This is a genomic window from Actinomadura darangshiensis (assembly GCF_004349235.1).
GTDB lineage: Bacteria > Actinomycetota > Actinomycetes > Streptosporangiales > Streptosporangiaceae > Spirillospora > Spirillospora darangshiensis.
In genome coordinates, this window is the sequence record NZ_SMKY01000001.1 from 96,916 (window position 1) to 119,264 (window position 22,349).

Sequence of the window (22,349 nt, forward strand, 5' to 3'; positions counted from 1 at the left end):
CGTAAGCGCCCCGCCATGTATCCGTCAATATCGACCAATAAAGTAGGGAATGAGTCAGCCGAGGCGGCGGAAGGCGCTCGCGTGGAACACCAGCGGCGGGACGTCCGGGGCGGCGTCCAGATCGTGCACGCGGAACACGACGATGTCGTGGTCGCCGGAGCGCACCCGCTGCTCGACCGTGCACTCGTACCAGGCGGACGCGCCCTCGACGAGCACGCCGCCGCCCGGCGTGGACCGCCACCCGACCCCGGCGAACCGGTCGCCGGTGCGGGCGCCGAGCCGCCGCCCGACGTCCTCCTGGTGCGCGCCGAGCACGCTGATCCCGATGCGGGGCAGCTCGCGCAGCAGCGGCCAGGTCGTGGACGTGTGCGCGACGCACACCGACACCAGCGGCGGATCGAGGGACACCGGGACGAACGAGCTGGCGGCGATGCCGACGGGCCTCCCGCCCGCCAGGCCCGCGACGACCGCGACGCCGGTCGGGTAGGCGCCGTAGACGCGGCGGAGGTTCAGGTCGAGCGCCGTCATCGCACCGTTCCCGCCGCGGGCGCCGGCGTGAGCGGTGGTCGGAGGGGGGTCGGGGTCACGTGGGCCTTCCTTTCGGGAGGGAATCCGCCGGTCAGGAACTCCCGGCCGACCGAGACCGGCCGAGGGCCGGAAGCATCCCGGCGACGCGGGGAGTGTAAGCACCCACCAGATGAAAAATCAACCAAACCAGTAGGAAATACATGCAACCCCCACCCCGTTGGCTAGTTCTCGTCGGCCACCACGCCTAGGTAGGTGCCGTAGATCTCGGACTTTCCCGTGCGGCGTTCGGCCGTTCCCAGCAGGACCGACCGGGCGCCCGGTGGCTCGCCGGGCGCGACGACGTCGAACCGGACGTCGATCGGGCGGGACGTCGCCGGGTCCGTGATCTCCACCAGGACGACGACCGCCTCGCCGTCCACCTCGATCCCGGTCACGCGGTGCCGGGACGTCAGCTGCTGCGTCGAGTGGTCGCCGGGCAGCCGCAGCCGGATGGGCGCGCAGAGCTCACCCGGCCGCGGCGGCACGCACAGGCTCGTGGGCATCGCCGGTCCCTAGACGTTCTCGCCAAGCTTCTCGGCGCGCCCGGAGATGTCGGCGTCCCCGGTGACCTGCGCCGGGTGCGTGTGGGCGAAGCCGGTCATCCGCGCCCACGCGTCCAGGTCGCGCTGGCTCGCCTCGTGGCCCACGTGCGTGACGACGTCGACGTCAGTCGCCTGCGAGCGCAGGTGCCCGGCACGCGCGTGCTCCTTCGGGATGTGCGCGAACGGGTCGAAGGAGTACGCCCTCATCGCGTTCTCGTGGGTGATCTTGTTGATGACCGCGTCGTCGAGGTGGCCGAGGCTCTCCATGACGTCCTCGGGAGCGAACGGCCAGTTGCTGTCGGAGTGCGGGTAGTCCGACTCCCAGCAGACCATGCCGGTGTCGAGCCAGTCGAGGAGCGTCGGGCCGACCTTGTCGGTGATGAAGCACGTGTGGATGTGCTTGTTGAACACGTCGGACGGGCCGTCGTAGCCGGGCGGGAAGGTCGCCTTCGTCCAGCCCGAGTGCCGGTTCTGCACGTGCTCGGCCCGCCAGAGGAAGTACGGGATCCAGCCGATGTCGCCCTCGGTCAGCGAGAATTTCAGCTCGGGGAAGTCGCCCCAGAACTCGGCCCACACCAGTTCGAGCAGCGTGTAGGCGCTCATGATGGACGACCCCGTCATGGCCACGCTCGCCGGCGCGTCACTGGAGAACATCGGCGCGCGCGAGGACGACCCGATGTGCGTGCACAGCACCGTCTTGCACTCGCTGGCCGCCTCGAACAGCGGGTACCAGTACTTGGTGTGGATGCTGGGCATCTTCAGCGCCTCGGGGTTCTCCGAGAACGTGACGGCGTGGCAGCCCTTGGCCGCGAGGCGGCGGATCTCCTTGGCGGCCTCGTCGACGTCGAACAGCGGGAGGATCCCGCACGGGATGAACCGGCCGGGGTACGCGCCGCACCACTCGTCGATGTGCCAGTCGTTGTACGCCTTGATCATGACCAGGTTGGTCTCGCGGTCCGGGCCCTGGTTCAGGACCTGGCCGGAGAACCCGGTCCAGTTCGGGAAGTTCAGCCCGGCGAGCTGGCCGCCGGCGTTCATGTCCCTGACCCGCTCGTCGACGTTGAAGCAGCCCGGACGCATCTCGTCGTAGCTGCTTGCGTCGATGTTGTACATCTCGCGGGGCTTCCCGGCGACGGCGTTCAGGCCCATGTTGCGGCCCCGGAGATCGCCGTAGTACCACTGCTGCACGCCGTCCGGTTCGAGGCGGACGCGCGGCATCCGGTCGCGGTACTTCCGCGGGACGTGGGCGTCGAACATGTCGGCGGGCTCGGCGATGTGGTCGTCGACGCTGACGAGGATCAGGTCGTCCTTGTGCATGAGGAACCCTTCGCTCGGTCTTCCGGGAGTCAGGCGGGGACGAAGTAGGGGAGCCGGAGGTCGCCGCCGACCCGGCGGAACGACACGCGGACGGGCAGGTCGGCGCGCAGGTCGTCCGGCGCGGCGTCGATGATGTTGGTCAGCATCTGGTAGCCCTCGTCGAGGGTCACGATCGCTGCGGCGTACGGCGGATCGAACGCGGGCGTGACCGGCCGGTGGACGACGGTCCAGCTGTAGAGCGTCCCGCGTCCGGCGCTCGCCTCCCAGACCTGCCCGCGGGCCAGGCATCCGCGGCAGTGCTCGCTGGGCGGGAAGGTGATGGCGCGGCACCGCGCGCAGCGCTGGAACAGCAGCTCTCCACGCGCGCAGCCGTCCCAGAACGGGGCGGTCACCTCGCTCGGGACGGCGTGCGGAACTTCGCGGGTCTGCGCCCGCAGCCGGGTCGTCATGGCAGGTCGTCTCCCAACAGGATCACGCCGGTGAACAGGGCGCCGGCTCCGCCGGTCGTGCACAGCGCGACATGCGCGCCAGGGACCTGGAGCGGCCCGGCGTCGCCGCGCAGCTGCTGCACCCCGCGGATCACGCGCTGCATCATCTGCGGGTTCGCGCCCGCGTGGCTGAACGACATCAGGCCGCCGTCGGTGGTGACCGGGTGGCTGCCGGTCAGCTCGATGCGGCCGTCCTCGACGAACGGCCCGCCCTCCCCCTCGGGGCAGAAGCGCATCGCCTCCAGCTGGCGGATGATCTCGAACGAGAACGGGTCGTACAGCTCCAGCACATCGACGTCGTCGCGCTCGATGCCCGCCTGCCGGAACGCGAGGTCCGCCGCGCGGCGGCCGGCCCACCCGTTGGACGGTGCGTCGCGCCGGCCGCGCAGGTCGAAGCTCGGCGGGAACTGGTAGGACGGGCCGAAGAAGTCGACTCCGGCGCCGAGCACGTGCACCGGGTCGCGGCGCAGGGACCCGGCGCGCTCGGCCGTGGTGACGACGGCGGCGCAACCGCCCTCCGACGTCATGGCGCAGTCGAGGAGGTGGAAGGGCTCGGCGATGGGGCGGGACGCGGTGATGTCCGCGGGCTTGAAGGGGCCCCTTCCCCGGTAGATCGCCTCCGGGTTGCGGTCGCCGTTGTTGCGGATCGTGGCCGCCACCCGCGACAGCTGCTCCCGCGTCGTCCCGAAGACCTCCATGTGGCGGCGGGCGATGAGCGCGAACTCGGCGGCGGTGAACATGCCCCAGGGGGCGACGAACTCGTTCTCCGGACGGGTCCACGGCGCGGTCGCCGCACGGTCGGTGTAGCTCCCGGCCTGCGCGGCCACCAGGACGACCACCTCCGCATAGCCCTTCTCGACGGCGGCCGCGGCCTCGGCGAACATGCCGGCGCCGAAGTCCTGGCCCTGCCAGGCGGGCCCGACGCCGAGGTCGTAGATCAGGGACGTGCTGTCGGCCATGGCACTGACGCCGTCGACGTCGGACAGGGCCAGCCCGGCGTCGTCCAGTGCGCCGAGGACCGCCTTGACCATGAGGCTGCGGGAGGTCTCCTCCTCCAGGCGGCGCGCCTGCCGGGTGTTGTGCACCCCGGCGATGACGGCCCGGCGGTTCGATGCCCTCACTCGGTGCTCCTAGGGGGTCGAGCCATGTGCGTCAGATCACTCACACCTGTGCACTATTAGACTTACGAATATCGTGACTGTCAACGTAGATCTGGTACATCAGCGGCCTTTGTGTGACCATCTTCAGAGACTAATAGTTCACTGTGGCTCGGGTGGGAGCCAGGGAGGTCGCATGACCATCCGCCTGATCCTGGACATGGCGGCGCAGGCCGGGGCCGGCCGCACGGCCCTGGTGCCCGGCACCGGCGACCCGGTGACCTTCGGCGGCCTCGCCGCGCTGGCCGACGCCGGAAGCGCGCTGCTGACGCGCCTCGGCGGCCGCACCCTGGCGTTCATCGGCGCCAACTCCCCGGCGGTGCCCGCGCTGCTGTTCGCCGCCGCCGGCGCCGGCGTCCCGTTCGCGCCGCTCAACTACCGCCTGGCCGACCCGTCCCTGCGGGAGCTGATCGCCCGCCTCGACGCGCCCGTCCTCGTCACCGACCCGTCCCACCGCGTCGAACCGCCCGGCGACGCCGTCGCGTCGTTCACCACGCGCGAGTGGCTCGACCTCGCCGCGGACGCGTCCGCGGCGCCCGGCCCCGCGGAGGCGTCCGAGACGAGCCCCGCGGTCCTGCTGTTCACCAGCGGCACGACGTCGGCGCCGAAATGCGCCGTCCTGCGGCACTCGAACCTGCTCTCGTACGTCCTCGGAACCGTCGAGTTCGGCGCGGCGGCGGAGAGCGACTGCGCGCTGCTGAGCGTCCCGCCGTACCACGTCGCCGGGATCGGCGCCGTCCTCACCAACGCCTACGCCGGCCGGAAGGTCGCCTACCTGGCGGACTTCATGCCGGAGGGGTGGCTCGACGCGGTCCGGACCCGGCGGGTGAGCCACGCCATGGTGGTGCCGACGATGCTGGCCCGGATCGTGGAGCACCTCGGGGACCGCCCGGCGGACTGCCCGAGCCTCACGTCGCTCGCCTACGGCGGAGCCCGGATGCCGCTGCCGGTGCTCACGCGGGCACTGGAGGCGTTCCCCTCGACCGGGTTCGTCAACGCCTACGGCCTCACCGAGACCAGCTCGACGATCGCGGTCCTCGGGCCCGGCGACCACCGTGCGGCGGCGGCGTCCGGGGAGCCGCACCGCCTCGGCTCGGCGGGCCGCCTGGTCCCGGGCATCGAGGCGCAGATCCGCGGCGAGGACGGCCGCGAGGCGCCCGGCGGCACGGTCGGCGAGCTGTGGGTCCGGGGGCCGCAGGTGTCCGGCGAGTACGCCGGGCTCGGTTCCGTGCTGGACGCCGACGGGTGGTTCCCGACCCGCGACCTCGCCCGCCTCGACGAGGAGGGCTACCTGTTCCTGGCGGGACGCGCGGACGACACGATCATCCGCGGCGGCGAGAACATCGCGCCCGCCGAGATCGAGGACGTCCTGCTCCTGCACGACGCCGTCCGCGAAGCCGCCGTCGTCGGAGTGGCCGACCCCGACTGGGGAGAGCGTCTGGTGGCCGTCGTCGTCCCCGCCGGACCGGCCGTGCCCGGCGGGGAAGACCTCGGGGCGGAGCTGCGCGCCTTCGTCCGCTCCCGGTTGCGCGGCTCCCGGACGCCCGACGAGGTCGTCTTCCGCGGCGAGCTGCCCTACACCCAGACGGGCAAGCTCCTGCGCCGCGAGATCATCGCCGCCCTGGCGGCCGGGCTCGGCTCGCCCACGCACGCCTCATGACCGCAGATGTCGAACACGGACAGGAGAGAGCGTTGACCGACACCATCATCAAGCCCGGTACCCGCCTGCACAGCCAGGTGTGCGGCACCGGCGTCATCGTCGTCCGGCCCGGCTCGCCGGGCCTCGACCTGCGGTGCGGCGGTGTCCCCATGTCCGCGTCGGCCGACCGCGCGATGGCCGGCGAGCCGCGGAGCCCGTTCGACGGAGGGTCGCTGCTGGGCAAGCGGTACACCCATCCGGACGACGACTCCCTTGAGCTGCTGGTGACCAGCCCCGGGGCGGGCACGCTGTCCGACGGCGACACCCCGCTCGTGGTGAAGGAGGCCAAGCCGCTCCCCGCGAGCGACTGACCCACGGCGAGGAGCGTCACTCCTCGGGCCGCGCCCGGGGCCGCAGGGACGTCTTCGGATGGTCGGCGTACTGCTGGTACGCGTCCCCCAGGTTCCAGGCGATGTCGTCGCGCAACTGCCGGATGTTGGACATCTCGGCGTGCAGCGAACGCAGGGTGTACGCGGTCACCGCCTGCGGATAGTTCGACATCGGCTCGTCCAGCAGCCCGAGCTCCCTGCCCCTGCTCTGCGCCCACATCAGCTCGTCGATCGACTTCTGGACGGTCTCCAGGTAGCGGTCGACGGCGTCGAGGATCGAGGCCGGCTCGGTGTCCCCGGCCAGCCAGATCTTGAGCATCAGCGGATGCTTGGTCATCACCGGCTCGTCCCCCGGCAGGGCCTCCGCCCACGCGCGCAGCCTCCGCTCCCCCCGGGCGGTCGACTCGTAGACCGTCATCTTGCGCTTGCCGACGTGGATGGTGCGCTCGGCGGCCATCCCGTGCTCGATCAGCCGCGCCAGCTCCCGCCGGATGTGGCTGACGGCCGGGGCCCAGTAGAAGTGCCCGACCGTGTGCTGGGAGCGCACCTTGATCTCGCCCGCGGTGAGCGACTCGTCGGTGACCACGAGCACGCCGAGGACGAGGTACGCGGTCGTCGGCAGATCCGGGTAGCCGGCATCGGACGCGGGCGGCTCCTCCCGCCGCGCGGCGTCCTCGTCCGTCCCCCGCGATGCCCCGTGTCCCACGTCGTCGTTCCCGCCGGTCGCCGTCATCCTGCGAGCGATCGTAGCCGTGGCCGGAAGCCCGCCGTCACAGGCCGGCGGGCCGGTCGCCGATGATCCCGTCCGCCGCCAGGGCCGCGATCTCGCGCTCGCCGAGACCGAGCTCCGCCAGGACCTCGCGGTTGTGCCGGCCGAAGAGCGGAGCCCCGCTCCGCACCCACCCGGAGGGCGCGGTCCGGGACCGGAAGGGCAGCCCCGTCGAGCGGAACCCGCCCGCCACCGGATGCCGGACGTGCTCCCAGAACCCGCGGGCGCGCAGGTGCTCGTCGTCCGGCAGCTCGCTCGCCGGCGTCACCCGCGCGGCCGGGACGCCCGCCGCCCGGAGCGCCGCAACGGCGGACCCGACGTCCCTGCCCGCCACCCAGGAGCCGATGGCCTCGTCGACCTGCGCGGCGCGGGCTTCCCGGCCGGGGCGGGTCGCCAGGCCGGGATCGTCCGCGAGGTCGGGACGGCCGATGGCGGCGGCGAGCGAGGGCCACTGCGCGTCGTCCGTCACGGCGATCGCCGCCCACTCGTCGGCCCCGGCCGTCCGGTACACGCCCTGGGGCGAGGCGCCCGGCCCGCGATTGCCGTCGCGGCGCAGGGTGACGCCGCGGACGGTGTGCTCCAGCAGCGCCTCGGCCGCCACGTTGAGAGCCGCCTCGACCATGGTCCCCTCGACGTGCACTCCCCGTCCGGTGGCGTCGCGGCTCTCCAGCGCGATCACCGCCGCGAAGGCCGCGTGGACGCCGGCCGCCGGGTCGCAGACCCCGCGGGGGATGATCGGCGGGCCGTCCGGGTGCCCCGTCATCCACGCCATGCCGCTCGCCTGCTCCATCGTCTGGGCGAAGCCGACCCTGTCCCGCCAGGGGCCGTCGAGGCCGAAGGCGGGCATCCGCACCATGCACGCCCGGGAGCTCGCGTCCGACACGTCCGGCCACTCCAGCCCGAAGTTCGCCATGACGCGCGGGGAGAAGTTCTCGACGACCAGGTCACTGCCCTCGATGAGCCTCAGCGCGACCTCCCGCGCCCGGGGATGGCCCAGTTCCAGGCCGATCGCGCGCTTGTCGTTGTTGCTCGCGAGGAAGACCGATCCCCACTCCCACCACTGGTCGACGGTCGGCGGGCGTCCGCCGGAGAACCGCATGCCGTCCGGGCGCCGCAGGCCCTCGATCTTGACCACGTCCGCGCCGAACGCCGCCAGGAGCTGGGTGGCGGTCGGACCGGCCCAGAAGGCGGTGAAGTCGGCGACCCGCACCCCGTGCAGCGGGCGCTGGTCCACCGGCGCGCCCGGCCGGGCGGTACGCTCGCGCACCAGCCAGCGCACCTCGCCGGTGTCGCGGCCCAGCTCGGGCACCGCCCCCGGCGGGGACGCCTCGAACGCGCTGGTGCGGTACGGGACCCGCGGCTGGAGATGGCCGAGCGAGTTCTTGACGAAGACGCCGCGCTCGCGGAACTGGTCGATGTCGGCCAGCGTCTCCGGTGTCCCGATCGGGGCCACCGGGATCCGCAGCGCGGACGCGAGATCCACGATCTCCGCCGTGGTGCGGACGGCGGCCCAGCCGTGCACCATCTCCAGGAACTCCTCGCGCCGCCGGATCCGGCCCGCGAACGACGCCAGGTCGGCGTCGTCGAGGAGATCCGCGCGGTCGATCAGGACGAGGAAGTCCGCGAACTGCTGCGCGGTGATCGTGCAGAAGCCGACGAGGCCGTCGGCGGTCGGCACGATCGACGGCATCTCCAGGCTCCGGCCCGCCGCCGGAGCGTCCTCGCCGAGCACCTCGGCGAGGACGGCGCCGAGGCCGCCCATGGTGACGGCCATCGCCTCGAAGACCGACACGTCGAACTCGTCCCCCCGGCCGGTGCGCCTGAGGCGGCGGATCCCGGCGGCGGCGGCGAAGCCGGCGTACGCGCCCGCCACCCACTCGCCGACCCTGCCGCCTGCCTGCAGCGGCTCCTGGCCGGGCCAGCCGCGGCCCTGGATCGACCCGCACAGCGCCTGGAGGATGAACTCGTTGGCCTGGACGCCCTGGTCGACGTAGGGGCCCTCGGTGCCGAACGGCGTGATGCTGACGACGACGGCCTCGGCGCCGGGGGGCGGCAGGGACCGCACCCGCGCCAGATCCCAGCCGCCCGTCCCGTCGACGATCACGACGTCCGCGCCGCGGACCAGGTCGCGGGCGGCCGGCGGCTCCACCCCGTCCGAGACGACCGACCGCTTGCCCGCCGCCAGGAACTGGAACAGGGGCGCGTGCTCGCCCGGGCCGAGGACGAGGTCCCCCGACGCGCTCCACGTGCGCAGCGGGTCGCCGTCCGCCGGCTCCAGCTTCACGACCTGCGCACCGGCGTCGACGAGCAGCTTTCCGCAGTAGGCGCCCGGGATGTTCCCGGTGCACTCCAGGACACGGACATCAGCGAGCGGGAGGTGACGGGGCATCGAATCCTCACAACGTCGATGTGGCCTAGGTCTCGATCACGTAGGACTATTAGATATCGGGAACAGGAGAGCTACAAGAGCACAAGACGGGACATCGTTGGCGTACGCGCAGGTAAGTGAGTCCTAACCGGGGGTCTGGCAGCGGACTAATCGTCCGAGATTCTCGGACGCCGACACCCTCGGTCGGGCGCCTCAGCAGGATGGACGGGGTGGGATGCGATCGGGCGGAACCGATCACGCGGGCGGGTCGTCGCATGGTTTCGTGGTCGTCGAAGATCAGGGACGAGGGCGCGATGAGTCGGTTTCCGCAGTTGCCCGCACCGGCGGACCTCGCCGCCGCCGGGCCCAAGGGCGCCAAGAGGATGCTGGCCAGGGCCGCGAGCCCGCTGCCCGCCGCCGAACTGGCGCCGTTCTTCGAGGAGGCCTGCCGCGAGCTGGTGCGGGCCGGAGAGAGCGAGCTCGCGTTCTGGGCGTTCGGGCAGGCGCGCAAGGTCGAGAAGGACCAGCCCGCGCTCCTCGACCTCGACCGGGTCCAGGACGTGTTCCTCGACCTGGTGCCCGCGGGCGGCGTCGGGCCGGCCGCGCTGCGCGACTACGCCAAGACCCTCGCCGCGGAGCTCCCCGCGGCGGAGGCGCACGCCCGCTTCCGCGCGGTCGTCTGCGCGGGATTCGACGCCGGGCTCATCCCGTACGCCCGGATCTTCCCCGACCTGCGCACGCTGGCCCGCGCCGCGAAGATCAAGAAGCGGGACGAGGACGCGTTCCTGGCCGAGCGGCTGCTGCGCGCCGGTCTCCTGCCCATCGCGTCCCACCAGGTCTGGGCGGCCGCCCGCGAGCCGCTCGCCGCGGTGGCCGGACGCGACGACGACCTGATGAAGCTGCTGATCGCCGCCGAACCCGACCGCGCCCGGCACGAGGAGGACAGCGGCGAGGAGGTCGCCGAGGAGATCCGGCAGATGTGGCTGGAGTCCCTCGCCGAAAGCGGGGCGGGGCCGCGGCTGCCGGCGGAGTGGTTCGCCACCACGGGGCGGGGGTGCGCGGCGGCCGTCCTGCTGAAGCTCGCCGACCAGGCGGGAGAGCGGCTGTTCCCCGACTCCGAGGTGGTGTACGGGGAGGAGACCGACCCGGGGCTTCCGTCTCCCGGCCACCGGCACATCATTCCCCAGTCGCGGATGGGCACCGACTCGCCTAGGTGGTGGAAGAAGGACTTCGACGCCGAACGGCTGGCCGCGGACGCGGCGTCCGGGCCGGAAGGACGCGAGCGTTTCGCCGGTCTGCTGGACGGCTTCGTCCGCGACCTCGGGTATTTCGGCAACGTCGACTACGCCGCTACGGTGCGGGCGTTCTGGGCCCTGCCGAAGACCCGGGAGGTGCTGAGCGAAGCCGTCGACGGCTGGAAGGCCGACGCAGGCCGTCCGGACCTTCCCTTCCAGCACGACGCCTTGCACCGGCTGACGCGGCTCACCGGGCGCGGCGGCCTTCTCGACCTGGAGCCGGGCGCCGCCGCGGGACTCGACCCCGCCGACCCTGTGGACGCCCTGCTGGCGGCCCTGCGCGGCGGCATTCCCGCCGAGTTGGCCGTGCCCCGCGACGGGTCGCCGTCCAAGGCCTCGGCGTCGGGCCGGACGATCGTCCAGCACCTCGGGTTCCTCACCATCACGGAGCGGTCCTGGCACGCCCACGCGTCCGTCACCGGCGACGGCGAACTGTGGGTGCGGCTTCCTCAACTGCCCGACGGGCTGCTGCCCTGGTACGACGGCGAGACCTGCGTCGTGTCACGGATCCAGGACGGCGTCTGGCAGACGTTCCGGGTCGAGGGGCAGACGGGCGAGACCGTCGCGCTGACCCTGGACCCCGGCGCCGCCACCGCGCGGCCCCAGGCACCGGGAACCGTCGAGGTGACGTTCCCGGGCGCGGCCGGGCCGAGCGAGGTCCGGTTGAGCCGCGGCGCGATCACGGTCACCGCCCCCGGCGGGACCCGGACGGCCCGGCTGCCCTTCTCGCCCGTCTGGGCCTCGAAGAGCTCGCTCGTACCGCCGCCCGGCTGGTGGCCGCGGCGGGACCCGGCGGACCCGGACGGATCGGCGGCGCTGCGGCGCCTCGACCGCGAGCGCGCGGCGCGCCTGCTGGAGGCGGCGCTGGCCGGGCCGCGCGCGGCCGAAGAGGCACTGGAGGCCGTGCTGCCCGAGGTGACCGCGCCGGTCCTGCGCGACAGCGTCCTCGAAGCGGCCCACACGGCAGCCGAGTGCCTTCTGCTGGCGATCGAGCTGCGCGACCGGATCGGCCGTCCCCAGCCTCCGGACTTGCCCGCGTTGGTCTCGCCTGCCGACGATCTCCCCTTCGCGCGCACCACGATGCAGACGAAGTGGCTCGTGCGCCAACGGCTGGTGGCCCGCGCGCTGGAGTCGGCGGCAGGCGAGCCCGCGGCCGGCGAGCCCTACCTCGTCCGGACGGTCTCCCTGCCGGCCCGCGCTTCCGTGATCGTCGAGCCGGACACCCTGGCCGGCCACGCGCTCCCGGCCGTCCTGCCGTGGACGTCCGAGTCGCAGCGCGAGCGCCTGGTCGACGTCCTGCGCCTGTGGGCCAACGCTCCGCTCGGCGACGGCGCGGCGGCCTGCCGGGTCCTGCGCTTCACTCCGGCGGGCGCCGAGAAGCAGTCCAGAGCCGAGCATCAGATGCTCGACAGGGAGCTGGAGAAGGCGGCGCCCGGGCAGCTCTGGCGTACCCCGGACGGCGCCCTCCTGCTCCTGGACTACCAGCGGCACAACCGGACCGCGACGGCCGTGGAGTACGCGCCCGGTGGAACGTTCGGCCCGGGCGGGCCGCCCGGCTGGCAGGCGGCTCGGGCGCCCGTCTCCTGCTGGGGCGCCGCCGGCCGCGTCGTCCGGCTCATCCGGTTGCTGGCCGATCGCGGCCCCGCGCCGATCGATGCCGCCGCCACGGTCCGCGACCTGGCGGAAAGCGCGGGGTTCGAGGTGGCGGACGCCGTCGCGGTCTGCACGTTCCCCGCCGAGGTCCTGGACGACGGCATGCCCACGACCGGCGCCACGCTCTCCTACCCCATGCGGGACGCGGTGCGGGAGCGCCTGCTGCCCGACGACCCGGCCGACCTCTGGACCACCGGCCTCGCCACGGACGCGGCGGCCGACTGGTGGCGAACCCACGGGGACGGAGTCAAGGGATGATGCGGCGGTTGCGGAGATCGGCGAAGATGCCGAGGAACATCTTCTCCGTGTCGATGTACTCGTGGAAGCCGAAGCGGCGGGCCTTGGAGCCGTCGGCGAACATGTCGTAGTCCCAGGAGAAGACGAAGTCGCCGAAGGGCCAGGACACGAGCCGCTCGTAGGGGTGCGGCTCCAGGCCGTGCCTCTCGGTCATGGCGGTCCACAGGGGGCCCTTGTCGGCCATCACCGTCTCCAGGCTCATCGGGAGCGGGTCGGACGCCTCCAGGCCGAAGAAGCGGGCGATCTTGGGCCACAGGTCGTTCCAGCGGAACAGGTCGCCGTTGTTGATGTTGAACGCCTGGTCGGCGCAGCGCTCGTCGGTCGCGGCCCACACGGTGGCGCGGGCCAGCAGCCCGGCGTCGGTCATCTCCAGCAGCGCGCCGTAGGCGCCTGGCCTGCCCGGGAAGCGCAGCGGCACGCCCAGCTCCTTGGAGACCGCCGCGTAGACGGCGATGACCATGGCCAGGTTCATCGGGTTGCCGAGCGCGAACCCGCAGACCACGGACGGGCGGATCGCCGACCAGGTCCAGGACGCGCCCCGCCTCCGGTCCTCCAGGAAGTTCTGCTGGTCGACGTTGAACTCCGGCGGCATGTGCGGCGGGTCGTCCTCGCGGGCCGGGGTCTTGAACGGGCCGAGGTGCGCCCCGTACACCTTGTAGCCCTGCATCAGGCTGATGTGGCGCAGGCCCTTGGCGACGGGTTCGACGGTGTCGACCACGTTGACGAGCATGGCCAGGTTGGGCGGCACCAGTTCGGCCCACGTCGGCCGGTCCTGGTAGGCGGCGTAGAAGATGTGGGTGACGTGGGTCAGCTCACCGAGCCGCTTGGCGCAGTCGTCCCGGTCCAGCAGGTCGACCGGCACGTGGCGGACGCGACCGGAGTCGGTTCCGCCGCGCCGCGACAGGCCGATCACGTCCCAGTCGCCCAGCTCCTCCAGGTGCTCCACCAGCCGCCGCCCGATGACGCCTTGCGCGCCGACGACCAGGGCCACCTTCGGTGATGTCTGCATGCTCTAAGTGTCGTCCCATCTGCTTGCATAAGTCCAATTCATCTTCGTCATCCGATCGATAGAATCTGTGCATGCTCAGCCTGCGGCAGCTCGAATACCTGGTCACGGTGGTCGACGAGGGGTCCTTCACCAGGGCGGCCGAGGCGCTGCACGTCACGCAGCCGGCCCTCTCCCACCAGATCCGGGCGCTGGAGCGGGCGGCCGGCGCGCCCCTGCTGGAGCGGCTGCCCCGGGCGGTCGGGTTGACACCCGCCGGCCGCGCGATGCTCCCGCACGCGCGGGCCGCGCTCGCCGACGCGGCCAGGGCGGAGTCGGCCGTCCGGCAGGCGGCCGGCCTCGCCGCGGGAGAACTGCGGCTGGCCACCGTCTACTCGGTCAGCATCGGGGTGCTGCCGGCCACGCTGCGCACCTGGAGCCGGCGGTACCCGGGGATCGATGTGCGGCTGTTCGAGCACCGGCACGCCGGCGAACTGGCCGAGGCCATGACGGCGGGGCAGGCCGACCTCGCCATCGGCCCGCCGCCGTCCGGCTGGACGGGGCCGGTGCACCGGCTCGGCACGGAGGAGTTCGTGGTGGCCGTCCCCGCCGACGATCCACTGGCCGTCCAGGGCGCGGCCAAGGTCGAGTTCGGGACGCTGCGCGACCGCCGATGGGTCCGCTACGGACCGGACAACGGCCTGGCCGCCATCCTGGACCGGGCCTGCCTCGACGCCGGGTTCCGGCCGAAGACCGCGGTCCGCACCGAGCAGACCGCGTCCGCCCCGACCCTTGCGGCCGCCGGTCTCGGCCCCGCCCTCTTCCCCGCCAACCTCGTCCCGGACGGCTACGAAGGCCACGTCCTGCGCCCCGAACCCGCCATCACGCGGGTCCTGGCCGCCTACGCCCGCACCCGGCTGGACGAACTGAGCAGCGCCTTCCTCACCGTCCTCGTCGAGAACGCCTCCGGCCTGCTGGCCCACAAGGCCGACGGTGGCAGGCGGTAGGCGGTGCGGCGGTTGCCGGCCGGGCGATGTCCGTCGCGCGGAGCCCGAACAGCGTAGACTCGGCGTGAACGAGGGGTTCTCGATACGGGCGGCCAAGCCTGCGTCCCCCTGGTTTCTCCGAGACTCGGTCTCCTCCGAGGCCAGACAGGCCGGCGCTTTTGACGCCGCTCCACCATCCCGTCCGGACGCGGACGCCCGTCCCCCGCGCCGGTACCACCCCGGCCACCGCAGAGGGCCGCCGACGCGGAGGCATCGAATTCTTCGCCACGGGCTGATTCCCGGCGCGAGCGGTCCGCGACCCGCGCCCGTGCACACTCCGGATCGGAGATCCAGCATGCAAACCGCCGGCACCGCCCCACCTGGGGCCGGGCTGCACCGCGAGTCGCTCGCGGAGTACACCGTCATCGCCATCACCGGCGACCTCGACATCGCCACCACCCCGTACCTGCGGGAACGCTTGAACGCCGCCCTGCGCGACACCGGTCCCCTCGTGCTCATCGACCTGTCGGGGGTGACGTTCTGCGACGCGTCCGGCCTGGCCCTGCTCGTCGGGGCGCACCGCCGGACGAAGCCGGCGGGCACCGCGGTGGCCCTCGTCGCACCGCGTCCGCAGCTGGAGCGGCTGCTGCACGTCACCGGACTGGCCCGGATCTTCGTCGTCCTTCCCTCCATGGCCGCGGCCCGCGTCCGCGGCACCGGCGTCCGATCGGCCGCGGCCTGATGACGTGGCCCGTCGGCCCGGCCGCGCCGACCGAAGCGGACCGGCGGCGCCACGACGCCGCGTTCGACCTGATGACGGCGGTCCTGAACGGAACCCGCCCGGCCGCCATGCTGCCCCTCGTGGCGGCACACGCCCGCGCGCTCTCGCACGTCCCCCTGGCGTTCATCGCCCTGCCCGGCGAGGACGGCAACACCCTGCGGATCGAGGTCACCGCCGGCGTCGGCGGTGACCGGATTCGCGGGCAGTCGGTGCGGCGCGGCCGGTCGATCCTCGGCCGGGCGTTCAGCACCCGCCGGGCCGTGTCCGCACGGGTCGTCGCCGACCAGACGCTCATCGGCCTGCCGGCCGGCCCGATCCTCATCCTGCCGCTGGAGACGGGCGAGGTCACCCGGGGCGTGCTCGCCGTCCTCGGCCGGGTGGGCGGGGAGCCGTTCAGCCCGGCGACCGCCCGTCAGCTGCTCCTGTTCTCCGACATGGCCGCCCGGCTGATCGAACTGGCCGGGGCACGCCTCGCGGCTCCCCCGGGAGACGCCATCGCCGAGGACGGACCCGGCGTCGCGCCCCTCGGGCCGCCGTGGCCCACCTGAGGATGCCGGGGCAGAACGGGAAAGACGGCGCGTCCACCGCCCGGGGCGGGCGTGGGAACCGTCCAGGGTAGATATTCTCCGGGCCTCGCTCGACGAGGCCCGCTGATTTCAGGGATTAGGGCCCTGGCGGCCCGGGCTCCCGTGTGTTTCAGAGCTTGAAAAGCTTCGCGAACGGGGCGAGGATCTTGACTTTCCGGGTCCCGAAGTCGACCAGGACGGCACGTCCGGGGTCGATCTCCAGGACCTTCCCGAGACCGTACTTGTCGTGCGTGACCTGGTCCTGGAGCGCGAACTCCTTGGCCGGTGGGGCAGCGGGCGGAGGATCGAAGGGACTGGTGGGCAGATGTCGCCGTCTGGCGGGGCCGGTGCGTTTCATCACCTCCATTATGCGCCCACCACGAGCAATGCGGCGAGACCCCCGGCAACCAGTTCGAAAACACCACGGCGCAGCCAATTTCAGCTGCCCCGCCGGAGCCTGTGGTACCATGGCTTTCAGTTGCGGTTCCCATAGACATGTGCGTGCGCCTGTTGGATCTGACCTCAGGCGCACTTTTTGTTGTTCTGGATCTTCCGGATGGGCCATCGCGGCGTCTCCGGCCGTGCACGGTGTGCGGCCGGGACCGACCCAGAAGGAGACGATCATGGCTACTGGCACCGTCAAGTGGTTCAACGCGGAAAAGGGCTTCGGCTTCATCGAGCAGGACGGCGGCGGCGCCGACGTCTTCGCCCACTACTCCAACATCGCCGCCCAGGGCTTCCGTGAGCTCCTGGAGGGCCAGAAGGTGACGTTCGACATCACCCAGGGCCAGAAGGGCCTGCAGGCGGAGAACATCGTCCCCTCCTGATCACCATGTGCGCGGTGCACGGCCCAACGGTCCGTGCACCGCGCCGCCGGCGCTCTGACCGCCGGCACGGGCGCTTCATGCCCGGCGAGCGTGGAGATGGCGCCACTGGCGATCATCGCCCACTGGCCGCCCACTTTCCGGCGGACGGCGCCCGCGAAGAGCTGCACGAGCCCCGCTGAGCGCCGCCGCCTTTCGTGATCGTTTTTTCGTCGTCACAGCGTGCGCAGGGCCTCGGTGGGGGCCAGGCGGGCGGCTCGCAGGGCCGGCAGCAGGCCGGCGATCGCGCCGATCACGATCGCGGCGCCGATGCCACCGGCCCACGCCTGCGCCGGGATGACCACCGCCCAACCCTTCGTGTCCGCGTAGACCGCGGTCGTCAGCGCACCGGCGGCGACTCCGGCCACGCCGCCGAGCAGCGCGAGCATGACCGCCTCGGAGAGGAACTGGGTGCGGATCTGCCCCCGGGTCGCGCCGAGCGCCCGGCGGAGCCCGATCTCCGAGCGCCGCTCCAGCACCGAGATGATCATGATGTTGGCGACGCCGACCGCGCCCACGATCAGCGCCACCACGCCGAGCCCGAGGAACAGGCTGTTGAACGCGCCCTCCGCGGCGGCCCGCGCGGTGAGCGCGTCGGACGGCTGGCTGACGTCGACGTCGCTGGGAGACTCGGGGTTCGCGGTCTGCGCGAGCACCCCCTGCACCGAGTTCACCTCGTCCGTGCGGGCCCGCACGTACACCGTCGTCGGAGGTCCCGCCACCGCCTCGCCCTTGTCGACCGCCGCGTAGCTGAGGTAGTGCTCCGCGGCCGGGTAGCCGATCAGGGCACTGGTGTCGATGTCGGTCGACAGCGTCGCGGGCTCCAGGATCCCCGCGACATAGAACCACTGGTTCTTCAGCCAGATCCGCTGCCCCGGGTAGACGCGGTCGATCCCGAGGCGCTGCGCGGCGAGCGCGCCGAGAACCGTGACCGGCCGGCGTTCGGTCGCCGCGTTCAGCCAGCGGCCCTGCGCCACGCCGGTTCCCACGACCTCGGGGAGGTTGAGGCTCGCGGCCTCCACCTTGAGGGAGTTGGTGTTGATCGGCGGGATCAGCGGGCTGCGGTACACGTTCGCGCCGTCGATGGCACCGGCGTGCGCCACCTGCTCGACACCGGGCAGGTGGGAGATCCGCTGCGGTGCCGCGATCGGGAGCGGCGCCGTCCCGCCGGTGACCGATTTTCCGGTGCCGGCGGTCAGCAGGTTCGTGCCGAGCTGGTCGATCTGCGCCAGGAGCCCTGCCTGGGAGGACGCCGACAGGCCGAGTACCGCGACGATCGCCGCCGTGCCGATCGCTATCCCGAGCGCGGACAGGGCGGCCCGCAGGCGGCGGGCCCGGATCCCGACGCCGGCCACGCGCAGCTGGTCCGACAGCCTCATACGCCCTCCATCGAACGCGCCGCGCTGTCGGCGACGATCCGCCCGTCCAGGACCTGCAGGCGACGGGGCGTCTGAGCGGCCAGCCCGCCGTCGTGGGTGATCATGATGATGGTCGCCCCGCCGGCGTTGAGCTCGTGCAGCAGCTCGATGATGGCCGCGCCGGTCCTGCTGTCGAGGTTCCCCGTCGGCTCGTCCGCGAGCACGATGGCGGGACGTCCGACCACGGCGCGGGCGATCGCCACCCGCTGGCGCTGCCCGCCCGAGAGCTTGCCCGGGCGGAAGTCCGCCCGATCCCCCAGCCCGACCCGGACGAGCGCCTCGGCGGCTCGCTCCCGCCGCTCGGTGCGGCCGGCGCCCCCGTACAGCAGGCCGTCGGCGACGTTCTCCAGGACGGTGGTGTGCTCGGACAGGAAGAACTGCTGGAAGACGAAGCCGATGCTGCGCGCCCGCAGGGCGGCGAGCCGGCGGTCGGTGAGCGCCGCGACGTCCTCGCCGTCGATCCGCACCGTGCCCTCGCTGGGCCGGTCGAGCGTGCCGAGGATGTGCAGCAGCGTGGACTTGCCCGATCCCGACGGGCCGACGATCGAGACCAGCTCCCCGCTCCGCACGGTGAAGCTCACGCCGCGCAGCGCGTGGACGGGCGGCTGCGAGCCGTACGTCTTGGTGACCCGATCCAGTTCGAGGACGTTCCTCTCGCTCATGTCGACGGCACCACCACTCGGTCGCCGGCCGTCAGTGCGCCGGAGACCTGCACCCGTCCGTCGGCGTTGTCGAACAGCCCCAGCGTGACCGGCACGATCCGGGTGCCGCCGCCCGCCGCGACCTCGACCGCGTATCCCCCGCCGGCCCTGCCGATGAGCGCGGTCACCGGCACGATCAGCGCGTGTTCCACGCCGCCGGTGGTGATCTGCACCTGGACGGGCGCCCGGTCGAGGGTTCCGGCGTCCTTCGGGTGCTTGAGCGTGAGGTAGACCGGGAGCGTGGCGGGCTGCGAGCCGGAGTCGTCCTTGCCGTCGGACGCGGCGACCGTGCCGATCCGGCTCACCACCCCGGGCGTGGTCCGGTTGTCCGGCAGCGTGATCTGCGCCTGGTCGCCCTTCCTGACCTCCGACTGCTGCGAGGGGTCGAGCTTTACGACGACCTCGCGCCGGTTCGACGACGCCTCCATCATCGGACGGCCCGGGCTCGCGCTCGTGCCGTTCTGGGCCGTCACCTTGCTGATCCGCAAGGGGCCGGGCAGGAACACCGCCTGGCCGAGGTCCAGCCTGCCGGTCACATCGGCACTGCGCTTGTCCTGGAGCTTCTCCAGGGCCGCCGCGGTGGCCCGGCCGAAGTGGCCGGAATCGGGATCGAGCCCGGACTTCCCGGCGTAGCCCTCGTCCACCAGGGTCTTGTTCAGCGCCCGGACGTCCTTGCCGTCGTCACCCGCGGCCAGGTCCCGGTACGCGGGCGTGCTTCCGCAGATCAGGACCACCGGCTTCTGGTCGACCTTGTACAGCGTCTCGCCGCAGTCGATCTGGGCGCCCGCCACCGGCACCCGGGTGTAGGTCCCCTTCGCCCGGTTGACCACCGGGTACGGGGTCCCGCCGACGCCGCCCGCGTACGAGAGCGTCCCGCTCTGGTCGACCTGGGAGGAGAGCGCGCCCTCCTGCACCGCCACGAGCGACGTCCCATCGCCGGCCGTCGTCTCGGGCTTGCCGTCGTCGCCGAACGAACCCGTCAGGGCGACGGCCGCGCCGACCGCGGCCACGACCGCGAGCACGGCTCCGCCGCCGATCATCTTGCGGCGGCTGCGCCGCGGCCGGACGGACGCGTCCCGCGTATCCAAGCCCGGTTCGGTCATCCTGGTGCTCATCACGTCCCCTCGCCCTCAGCCGCCGGTGCCCTTGGCACCGCCGACTTCGAGGGGGCGGCAGGCTTCCACGGCCTTCCTGAACTGCGGGGACTTGTTGTCGATGGTCCCCTTCTTCACCTGGATGCGCCCGTTCTGCGGGTCGGGGAAGTTCGGGACGCCGTTCTTGCGCATGCACTGCGTCCACTTCAGCATCTTCTGCTGGAGCTCGGCGTTCTCCGGCGTACCGGGCTGCTTCTCGGCCGGCTCCAGCGACTGGCACGCCCGCTGCGCCTTCTGGAACTGCGGGGAATCGCGGCCCGGGAGGTTCTGCGGGTTCTGGCCGGGGTCGGGGTAGCCCGGGAGGCCGTTCTCGCGCATGCACTGCGCGTGCTTCACTCCCGGGTCCGCCGTGGCGGCCGCCTTCGCGCCGGACGAGCCGGACGTCGACCCGCCAGCGCCGCCAGACTCACCGGACCCGCCGCATCCGGCGGCGGTCAAGGCGAGGGCGGCGGCCGAAGCGGCCAGCAACACAGAGGCCCTGTTCATCGTTCCCCTTCCCGGGGGGTATCAGTGACAGGGCCATTTCTAGGGAAGGGGCGGTCACATGGCGGTGCGCGAGGCTGTGACCCGGCTGTGACCGCGCTTCCGGGAGGCTGACCGGTGATGAGAGTGCTGGTGGCCGAGGATCACGCGGAGCTGGCGGCCTCGGTGGCCCGCGTCCTGCAGCGCGAGGGGATCGCGGTGGACATCGCCCTTGACGGCCGGGCCGCGCTCGACCGCGCCGCGCTGACCGACTACGACGTGGTCGTCCTGGACCGCGATCTCCCCGGGGTGCACGGCGACGACGTCTGCCGCGCGCTGGTGGCGGGGCCGCACCGCCGGACCCGGGTCCTGATGCTCACCGCCTCGGGCACGATCGCCGAGCGGGTCGAGGGCCTCAGCCTGGGGGCCGACGACTACCTGCCGAAGCCGTTCGCGTACGCCGAGCTGGTCGCGCGGATCCGCGCCCTCGGGCGGCGGGCGCAGCCGGCGCTGCCGCCGGTCCTGGAGCGCGGCGACCTGCGGCTCGACCCGGCCCAGCGCGTCGTCACCCGCTCGGGGCTGCGCCTCGCGCTGAGCCCGAAGGAGCTGGCGGTGCTGGAGTACCTGCTCGCCGCGCAAGGACGCGTCGTCTCCGCCGAGGAGCTGCTGGAACGCGTCTGGGACGAGGCGGCGGACCCGTTCACCACCACGGTCAAGGCGACGATCAACCGGCTGCGGGCCAAGCTCGGCTCCCCGCCGGTGATCGAGACCGTCCCGCAGAGCGGCTACCGGATATGAGGCCGCTCGCGCGCGGCGTGCCGCGGACGGTCCGGATGCGCCTCACGCTGCTGTACGGGACGCTGTTCGCCGTCTCCGGCGCGGCCCTGCTGGCGATCACGTTCGTGCTCCTCCGGCGGAACGCGATCTTCAAGGTGAGAGTGCCGTGCGTCGACGTGCAGGCGCGGGAGTGCGCGTCCCGGTTCGGCCTGCCCCCCGACGCGGCCGACTCGGTGGAGGTGTGGAGGGAGCGCCAGCAGCACACGCTGACGCACGAGTTCCTCACCCAGGCCGGGATCGCGCTGGCGATCATGCTGGTGGTCTCCCTGGCGCTCGGCTGGTTCGTCGCGGGGCGGGTGCTGCGCCCGCTGCGCACGATGACCTCCACCGTCCGGCACATCTCGGCGCGCAACGTGCACGAGCGGCTGGCCTTCGCCGGCCCCCGCGACGAGCTCAGGGACCTCGCCGACACGGTGGACGGCCTGCTCGGCCGCCTGCAGGCCGCGCTCGACGCGCAGAAGCGCTTCGTCGCCAACGCCGCGCACGAACTGCGCACCCCGATCACGCTCGAACGGGCGCTGGTGGAGGAGACCCTCACCGACCGCCGGCCGACCCTGGAGGCGTTCCAGGCGACCTTCGAGCGGATCCTGACGATCAGCGACCAGCAGGGGAGGCTGCTGGAGTCGCTGCTCACCCTCGCCACCAGCGAGCGGGGGCTGGAAGGCCGCGTGCCGGTGGACCTCGCCGCGCTCACCGAGCGGGTGCTGGCGGACCGGCCGCCGGCACCCGCCGACGGCCCGCGCCTGTACCCGCGGATCGCGCCCGCCGCCACCACGGGCGATCCCGCCCTGGTCGAGCGCCTGGTGGCCAACCTCGTCGACAACGCCATGCGCTACAACGTGCCCGGTGGGAGCGTGGACGTGGCGACCGCCGCACGGGACGGGCAGGCCGTGATCAGCGTGAGCAACACCGGGCCGCCCGTCCCGCCGGAGCAGGTGGCCCGGCTGCTCGAACCGTTCCAGCGGCTGGACCGGTCCGCGCGCGGCGACGGACACCACGGGCTCGGCCTGTCCATCGTGCAGGCGACCGTCCTCGCACACGGCGGAACCCTCGACGCCAGCCCACGCCAGGACGGCGGCCTCACCGTCCAGGCCGCTTTCCCTGCCGCCCATCCC

At 72.8% G+C, this 22,349-nt stretch carries 22 protein-coding genes; 9 read left to right on the forward strand and 13 right to left on the reverse strand.

Annotation, left to right across the window (positions count from 1 at the left end):
• Positions 1 to 54: 54 nt before the first annotated feature.
• The 5 genes from E1293_RS00465 to E1293_RS00485 all read right to left on the reverse strand — a co-directional run bounded on the left by E1293_RS00465 (position 55) and on the right by E1293_RS00485 (position 4,035).
• Positions 55 to 528 (reverse strand): flavin reductase family protein, encoded by a 474-nt coding sequence (locus tag E1293_RS00465; protein WP_132192538.1) that lies wholly within the window; start codon positions 526 to 528, stop codon positions 55 to 57.
• 221 nt (positions 529 to 749) lie between these two features.
• Positions 750 to 1,070 (reverse strand): hypothetical protein, encoded by a 321-nt coding sequence (locus E1293_RS00470; protein ID WP_132192540.1) that lies wholly within the window; start codon positions 1,068 to 1,070, stop codon positions 750 to 752.
• 9 nt (positions 1,071 to 1,079) lie between these two features.
• Positions 1,080 to 2,426 carry an amidohydrolase family protein gene (locus tag E1293_RS00475; RefSeq protein ID WP_132192542.1) on the reverse strand — a complete coding sequence of 449 codons (1,347 nt, stop codon included), beginning with the start codon at positions 2,424 to 2,426 and terminating at the stop codon, positions 1,080 to 1,082.
• A gap of 29 nt (positions 2,427 to 2,455) precedes the next feature.
• Positions 2,456 to 2,875, reverse strand: coding sequence for a Zn-ribbon domain-containing OB-fold protein (locus tag E1293_RS00480; protein WP_132192544.1), 420 nt, complete (start codon positions 2,873 to 2,875; stop codon positions 2,456 to 2,458).
• Positions 2,872 to 4,035 (reverse strand): thiolase family protein, encoded by a 1,164-nt coding sequence (locus E1293_RS00485; protein ID WP_132192546.1) that lies wholly within the window; start codon positions 4,033 to 4,035, stop codon positions 2,872 to 2,874. Before E1293_RS00485 ends, E1293_RS00480 begins: the two co-directional genes overlap by 4 nt.
• Before the next feature lie 172 nt (positions 4,036 to 4,207).
• On the opposite strand from E1293_RS00485, the gene E1293_RS00490 reads away from it, so the two are divergent.
• Both E1293_RS00490 and E1293_RS00495 read left to right on the forward strand, forming a co-directional pair.
• Positions 4,208 to 5,731, forward strand: a complete 1,524-nt coding sequence (locus E1293_RS00490) for a class I adenylate-forming enzyme family protein (RefSeq protein WP_132192548.1) — start codon at positions 4,208 to 4,210, stop codon at positions 5,729 to 5,731.
• A gap of 32 nt (positions 5,732 to 5,763) precedes the next feature.
• Positions 5,764 to 6,081, forward strand: coding sequence for a hypothetical protein (locus E1293_RS00495; protein WP_207938592.1), 318 nt, complete (start codon positions 5,764 to 5,766; stop codon positions 6,079 to 6,081).
• A 16-nt stretch (positions 6,082 to 6,097) separates the two neighbouring features.
• Here E1293_RS00495 and E1293_RS00500 read toward each other — a convergent pair whose 3' ends face one another.
• Both E1293_RS00500 and E1293_RS00505 read right to left on the reverse strand, forming a co-directional pair.
• The gene (locus E1293_RS00500) at positions 6,098 to 6,832 is read right to left on the reverse strand and encodes a MarR family transcriptional regulator (protein ID WP_132192552.1); all 735 of its coding nucleotides are present in this window, start codon (positions 6,830 to 6,832) and stop codon (positions 6,098 to 6,100) included.
• Between the two features lie 37 nt (positions 6,833 to 6,869).
• Positions 6,870 to 9,257 (reverse strand): CaiB/BaiF CoA-transferase family protein, encoded by a 2,388-nt coding sequence (locus tag E1293_RS00505; protein ID WP_132192554.1) that lies wholly within the window; start codon positions 9,255 to 9,257, stop codon positions 6,870 to 6,872.
• A 293-nt stretch (positions 9,258 to 9,550) separates the two neighbouring features.
• Here E1293_RS00505 and E1293_RS00510 point away from each other — a divergent pair, with 293 nt between their 5' ends.
• Complete coding sequence (locus E1293_RS00510; protein ID WP_132192556.1) at positions 9,551 to 12,442, forward strand: hypothetical protein; 2,892 nt, start codon at positions 9,551 to 9,553, stop codon at positions 12,440 to 12,442.
• On the opposite strand, the gene E1293_RS00515 is transcribed toward E1293_RS00510, so the two are convergent.
• Complete coding sequence (locus E1293_RS00515; protein ID WP_132192558.1) at positions 12,432 to 13,490, reverse strand: SDR family oxidoreductase; 1,059 nt, start codon at positions 13,488 to 13,490, stop codon at positions 12,432 to 12,434. The genes E1293_RS00510 and E1293_RS00515 overlap by 11 nt on opposite strands.
• A 71-nt stretch (positions 13,491 to 13,561) precedes the next feature.
• Here E1293_RS00515 and E1293_RS00520 point away from each other — a divergent pair, with 71 nt between their 5' ends.
• The 3 genes from E1293_RS00520 to E1293_RS00530 all read left to right on the forward strand — a co-directional run bounded on the left by E1293_RS00520 (position 13,562) and on the right by E1293_RS00530 (position 15,781).
• On the forward strand, positions 13,562 to 14,473 hold the full coding sequence (locus E1293_RS00520; RefSeq protein ID WP_132192560.1) for a LysR family transcriptional regulator: 912 nt from the start codon (positions 13,562 to 13,564) through the stop codon (positions 14,471 to 14,473).
• 334 nt (positions 14,474 to 14,807) lie between these two features.
• Positions 14,808 to 15,194, forward strand: coding sequence for an STAS domain-containing protein (locus E1293_RS00525; RefSeq protein ID WP_132192562.1), 387 nt, complete (start codon positions 14,808 to 14,810; stop codon positions 15,192 to 15,194).
• A complete protein-coding gene (locus E1293_RS00530) occupies positions 15,194 to 15,781 on the forward strand; it encodes a GAF domain-containing protein (protein WP_132192564.1) in 588 nt (195 codons plus the stop codon). Before E1293_RS00525 ends, E1293_RS00530 begins: the two co-directional genes overlap by 1 nt.
• A 148-nt stretch (positions 15,782 to 15,929) precedes the next feature.
• On the opposite strand, the gene E1293_RS00535 is transcribed toward E1293_RS00530, so the two are convergent.
• Positions 15,930 to 16,157, reverse strand: coding sequence for a hypothetical protein (locus E1293_RS00535; RefSeq protein ID WP_132192566.1), 228 nt, complete (start codon positions 16,155 to 16,157; stop codon positions 15,930 to 15,932).
• Positions 16,158 to 16,422: 265 nt separating this feature from the next.
• Between E1293_RS00535 and E1293_RS00540 the strand changes: the two genes are divergently transcribed.
• Complete coding sequence (locus E1293_RS00540; protein WP_132192568.1) at positions 16,423 to 16,626, forward strand: cold-shock protein; 204 nt, start codon at positions 16,423 to 16,425, stop codon at positions 16,624 to 16,626.
• Positions 16,627 to 16,838: 212 nt separating this feature from the next.
• Here E1293_RS00540 and E1293_RS00545 read toward each other — a convergent pair whose 3' ends face one another.
• Genes E1293_RS00545 through E1293_RS00560 form a run of 4 tightly spaced genes read right to left on the reverse strand, consistent with a single transcriptional unit; the run spans position 16,839 to position 20,421 of the window.
• On the reverse strand, positions 16,839 to 18,041 hold the full coding sequence (locus E1293_RS00545) for an ABC transporter permease (RefSeq protein ID WP_132192570.1): 1,203 nt from the start codon (positions 18,039 to 18,041) through the stop codon (positions 16,839 to 16,841).
• Positions 18,038 to 18,742, reverse strand: a complete 705-nt coding sequence (locus E1293_RS00550; protein ID WP_132192572.1) for an ABC transporter ATP-binding protein — start codon at positions 18,740 to 18,742, stop codon at positions 18,038 to 18,040. Before E1293_RS00550 ends, E1293_RS00545 begins: the two co-directional genes overlap by 4 nt.
• The gene (locus E1293_RS00555) at positions 18,739 to 19,896 is read right to left on the reverse strand and encodes an efflux RND transporter periplasmic adaptor subunit (protein ID WP_132192574.1); all 1,158 of its coding nucleotides are present in this window, start codon (positions 19,894 to 19,896) and stop codon (positions 18,739 to 18,741) included. The genes E1293_RS00550 and E1293_RS00555 overlap by 4 nt, the downstream gene beginning before the upstream one ends.
• A 15-nt stretch (positions 19,897 to 19,911) precedes the next feature.
• Complete coding sequence (locus E1293_RS00560; protein WP_132192576.1) at positions 19,912 to 20,421, reverse strand: hypothetical protein; 510 nt, start codon at positions 20,419 to 20,421, stop codon at positions 19,912 to 19,914.
• Between the two features lie 117 nt (positions 20,422 to 20,538).
• On the opposite strand from E1293_RS00560, the gene E1293_RS00565 reads away from it, so the two are divergent.
• Entirely contained in the window at positions 20,539 to 21,195 is a 657-nt protein-coding gene (locus tag E1293_RS00565) for a response regulator transcription factor (RefSeq protein WP_132192578.1), read from the forward strand.
• The coding region (locus E1293_RS00570; RefSeq protein ID WP_132192580.1) for a sensor histidine kinase at positions 21,192 to 22,349 on the forward strand (1,158 nt) is incomplete at its 3' end. The genes E1293_RS00565 and E1293_RS00570, both read left to right, overlap by 4 nt.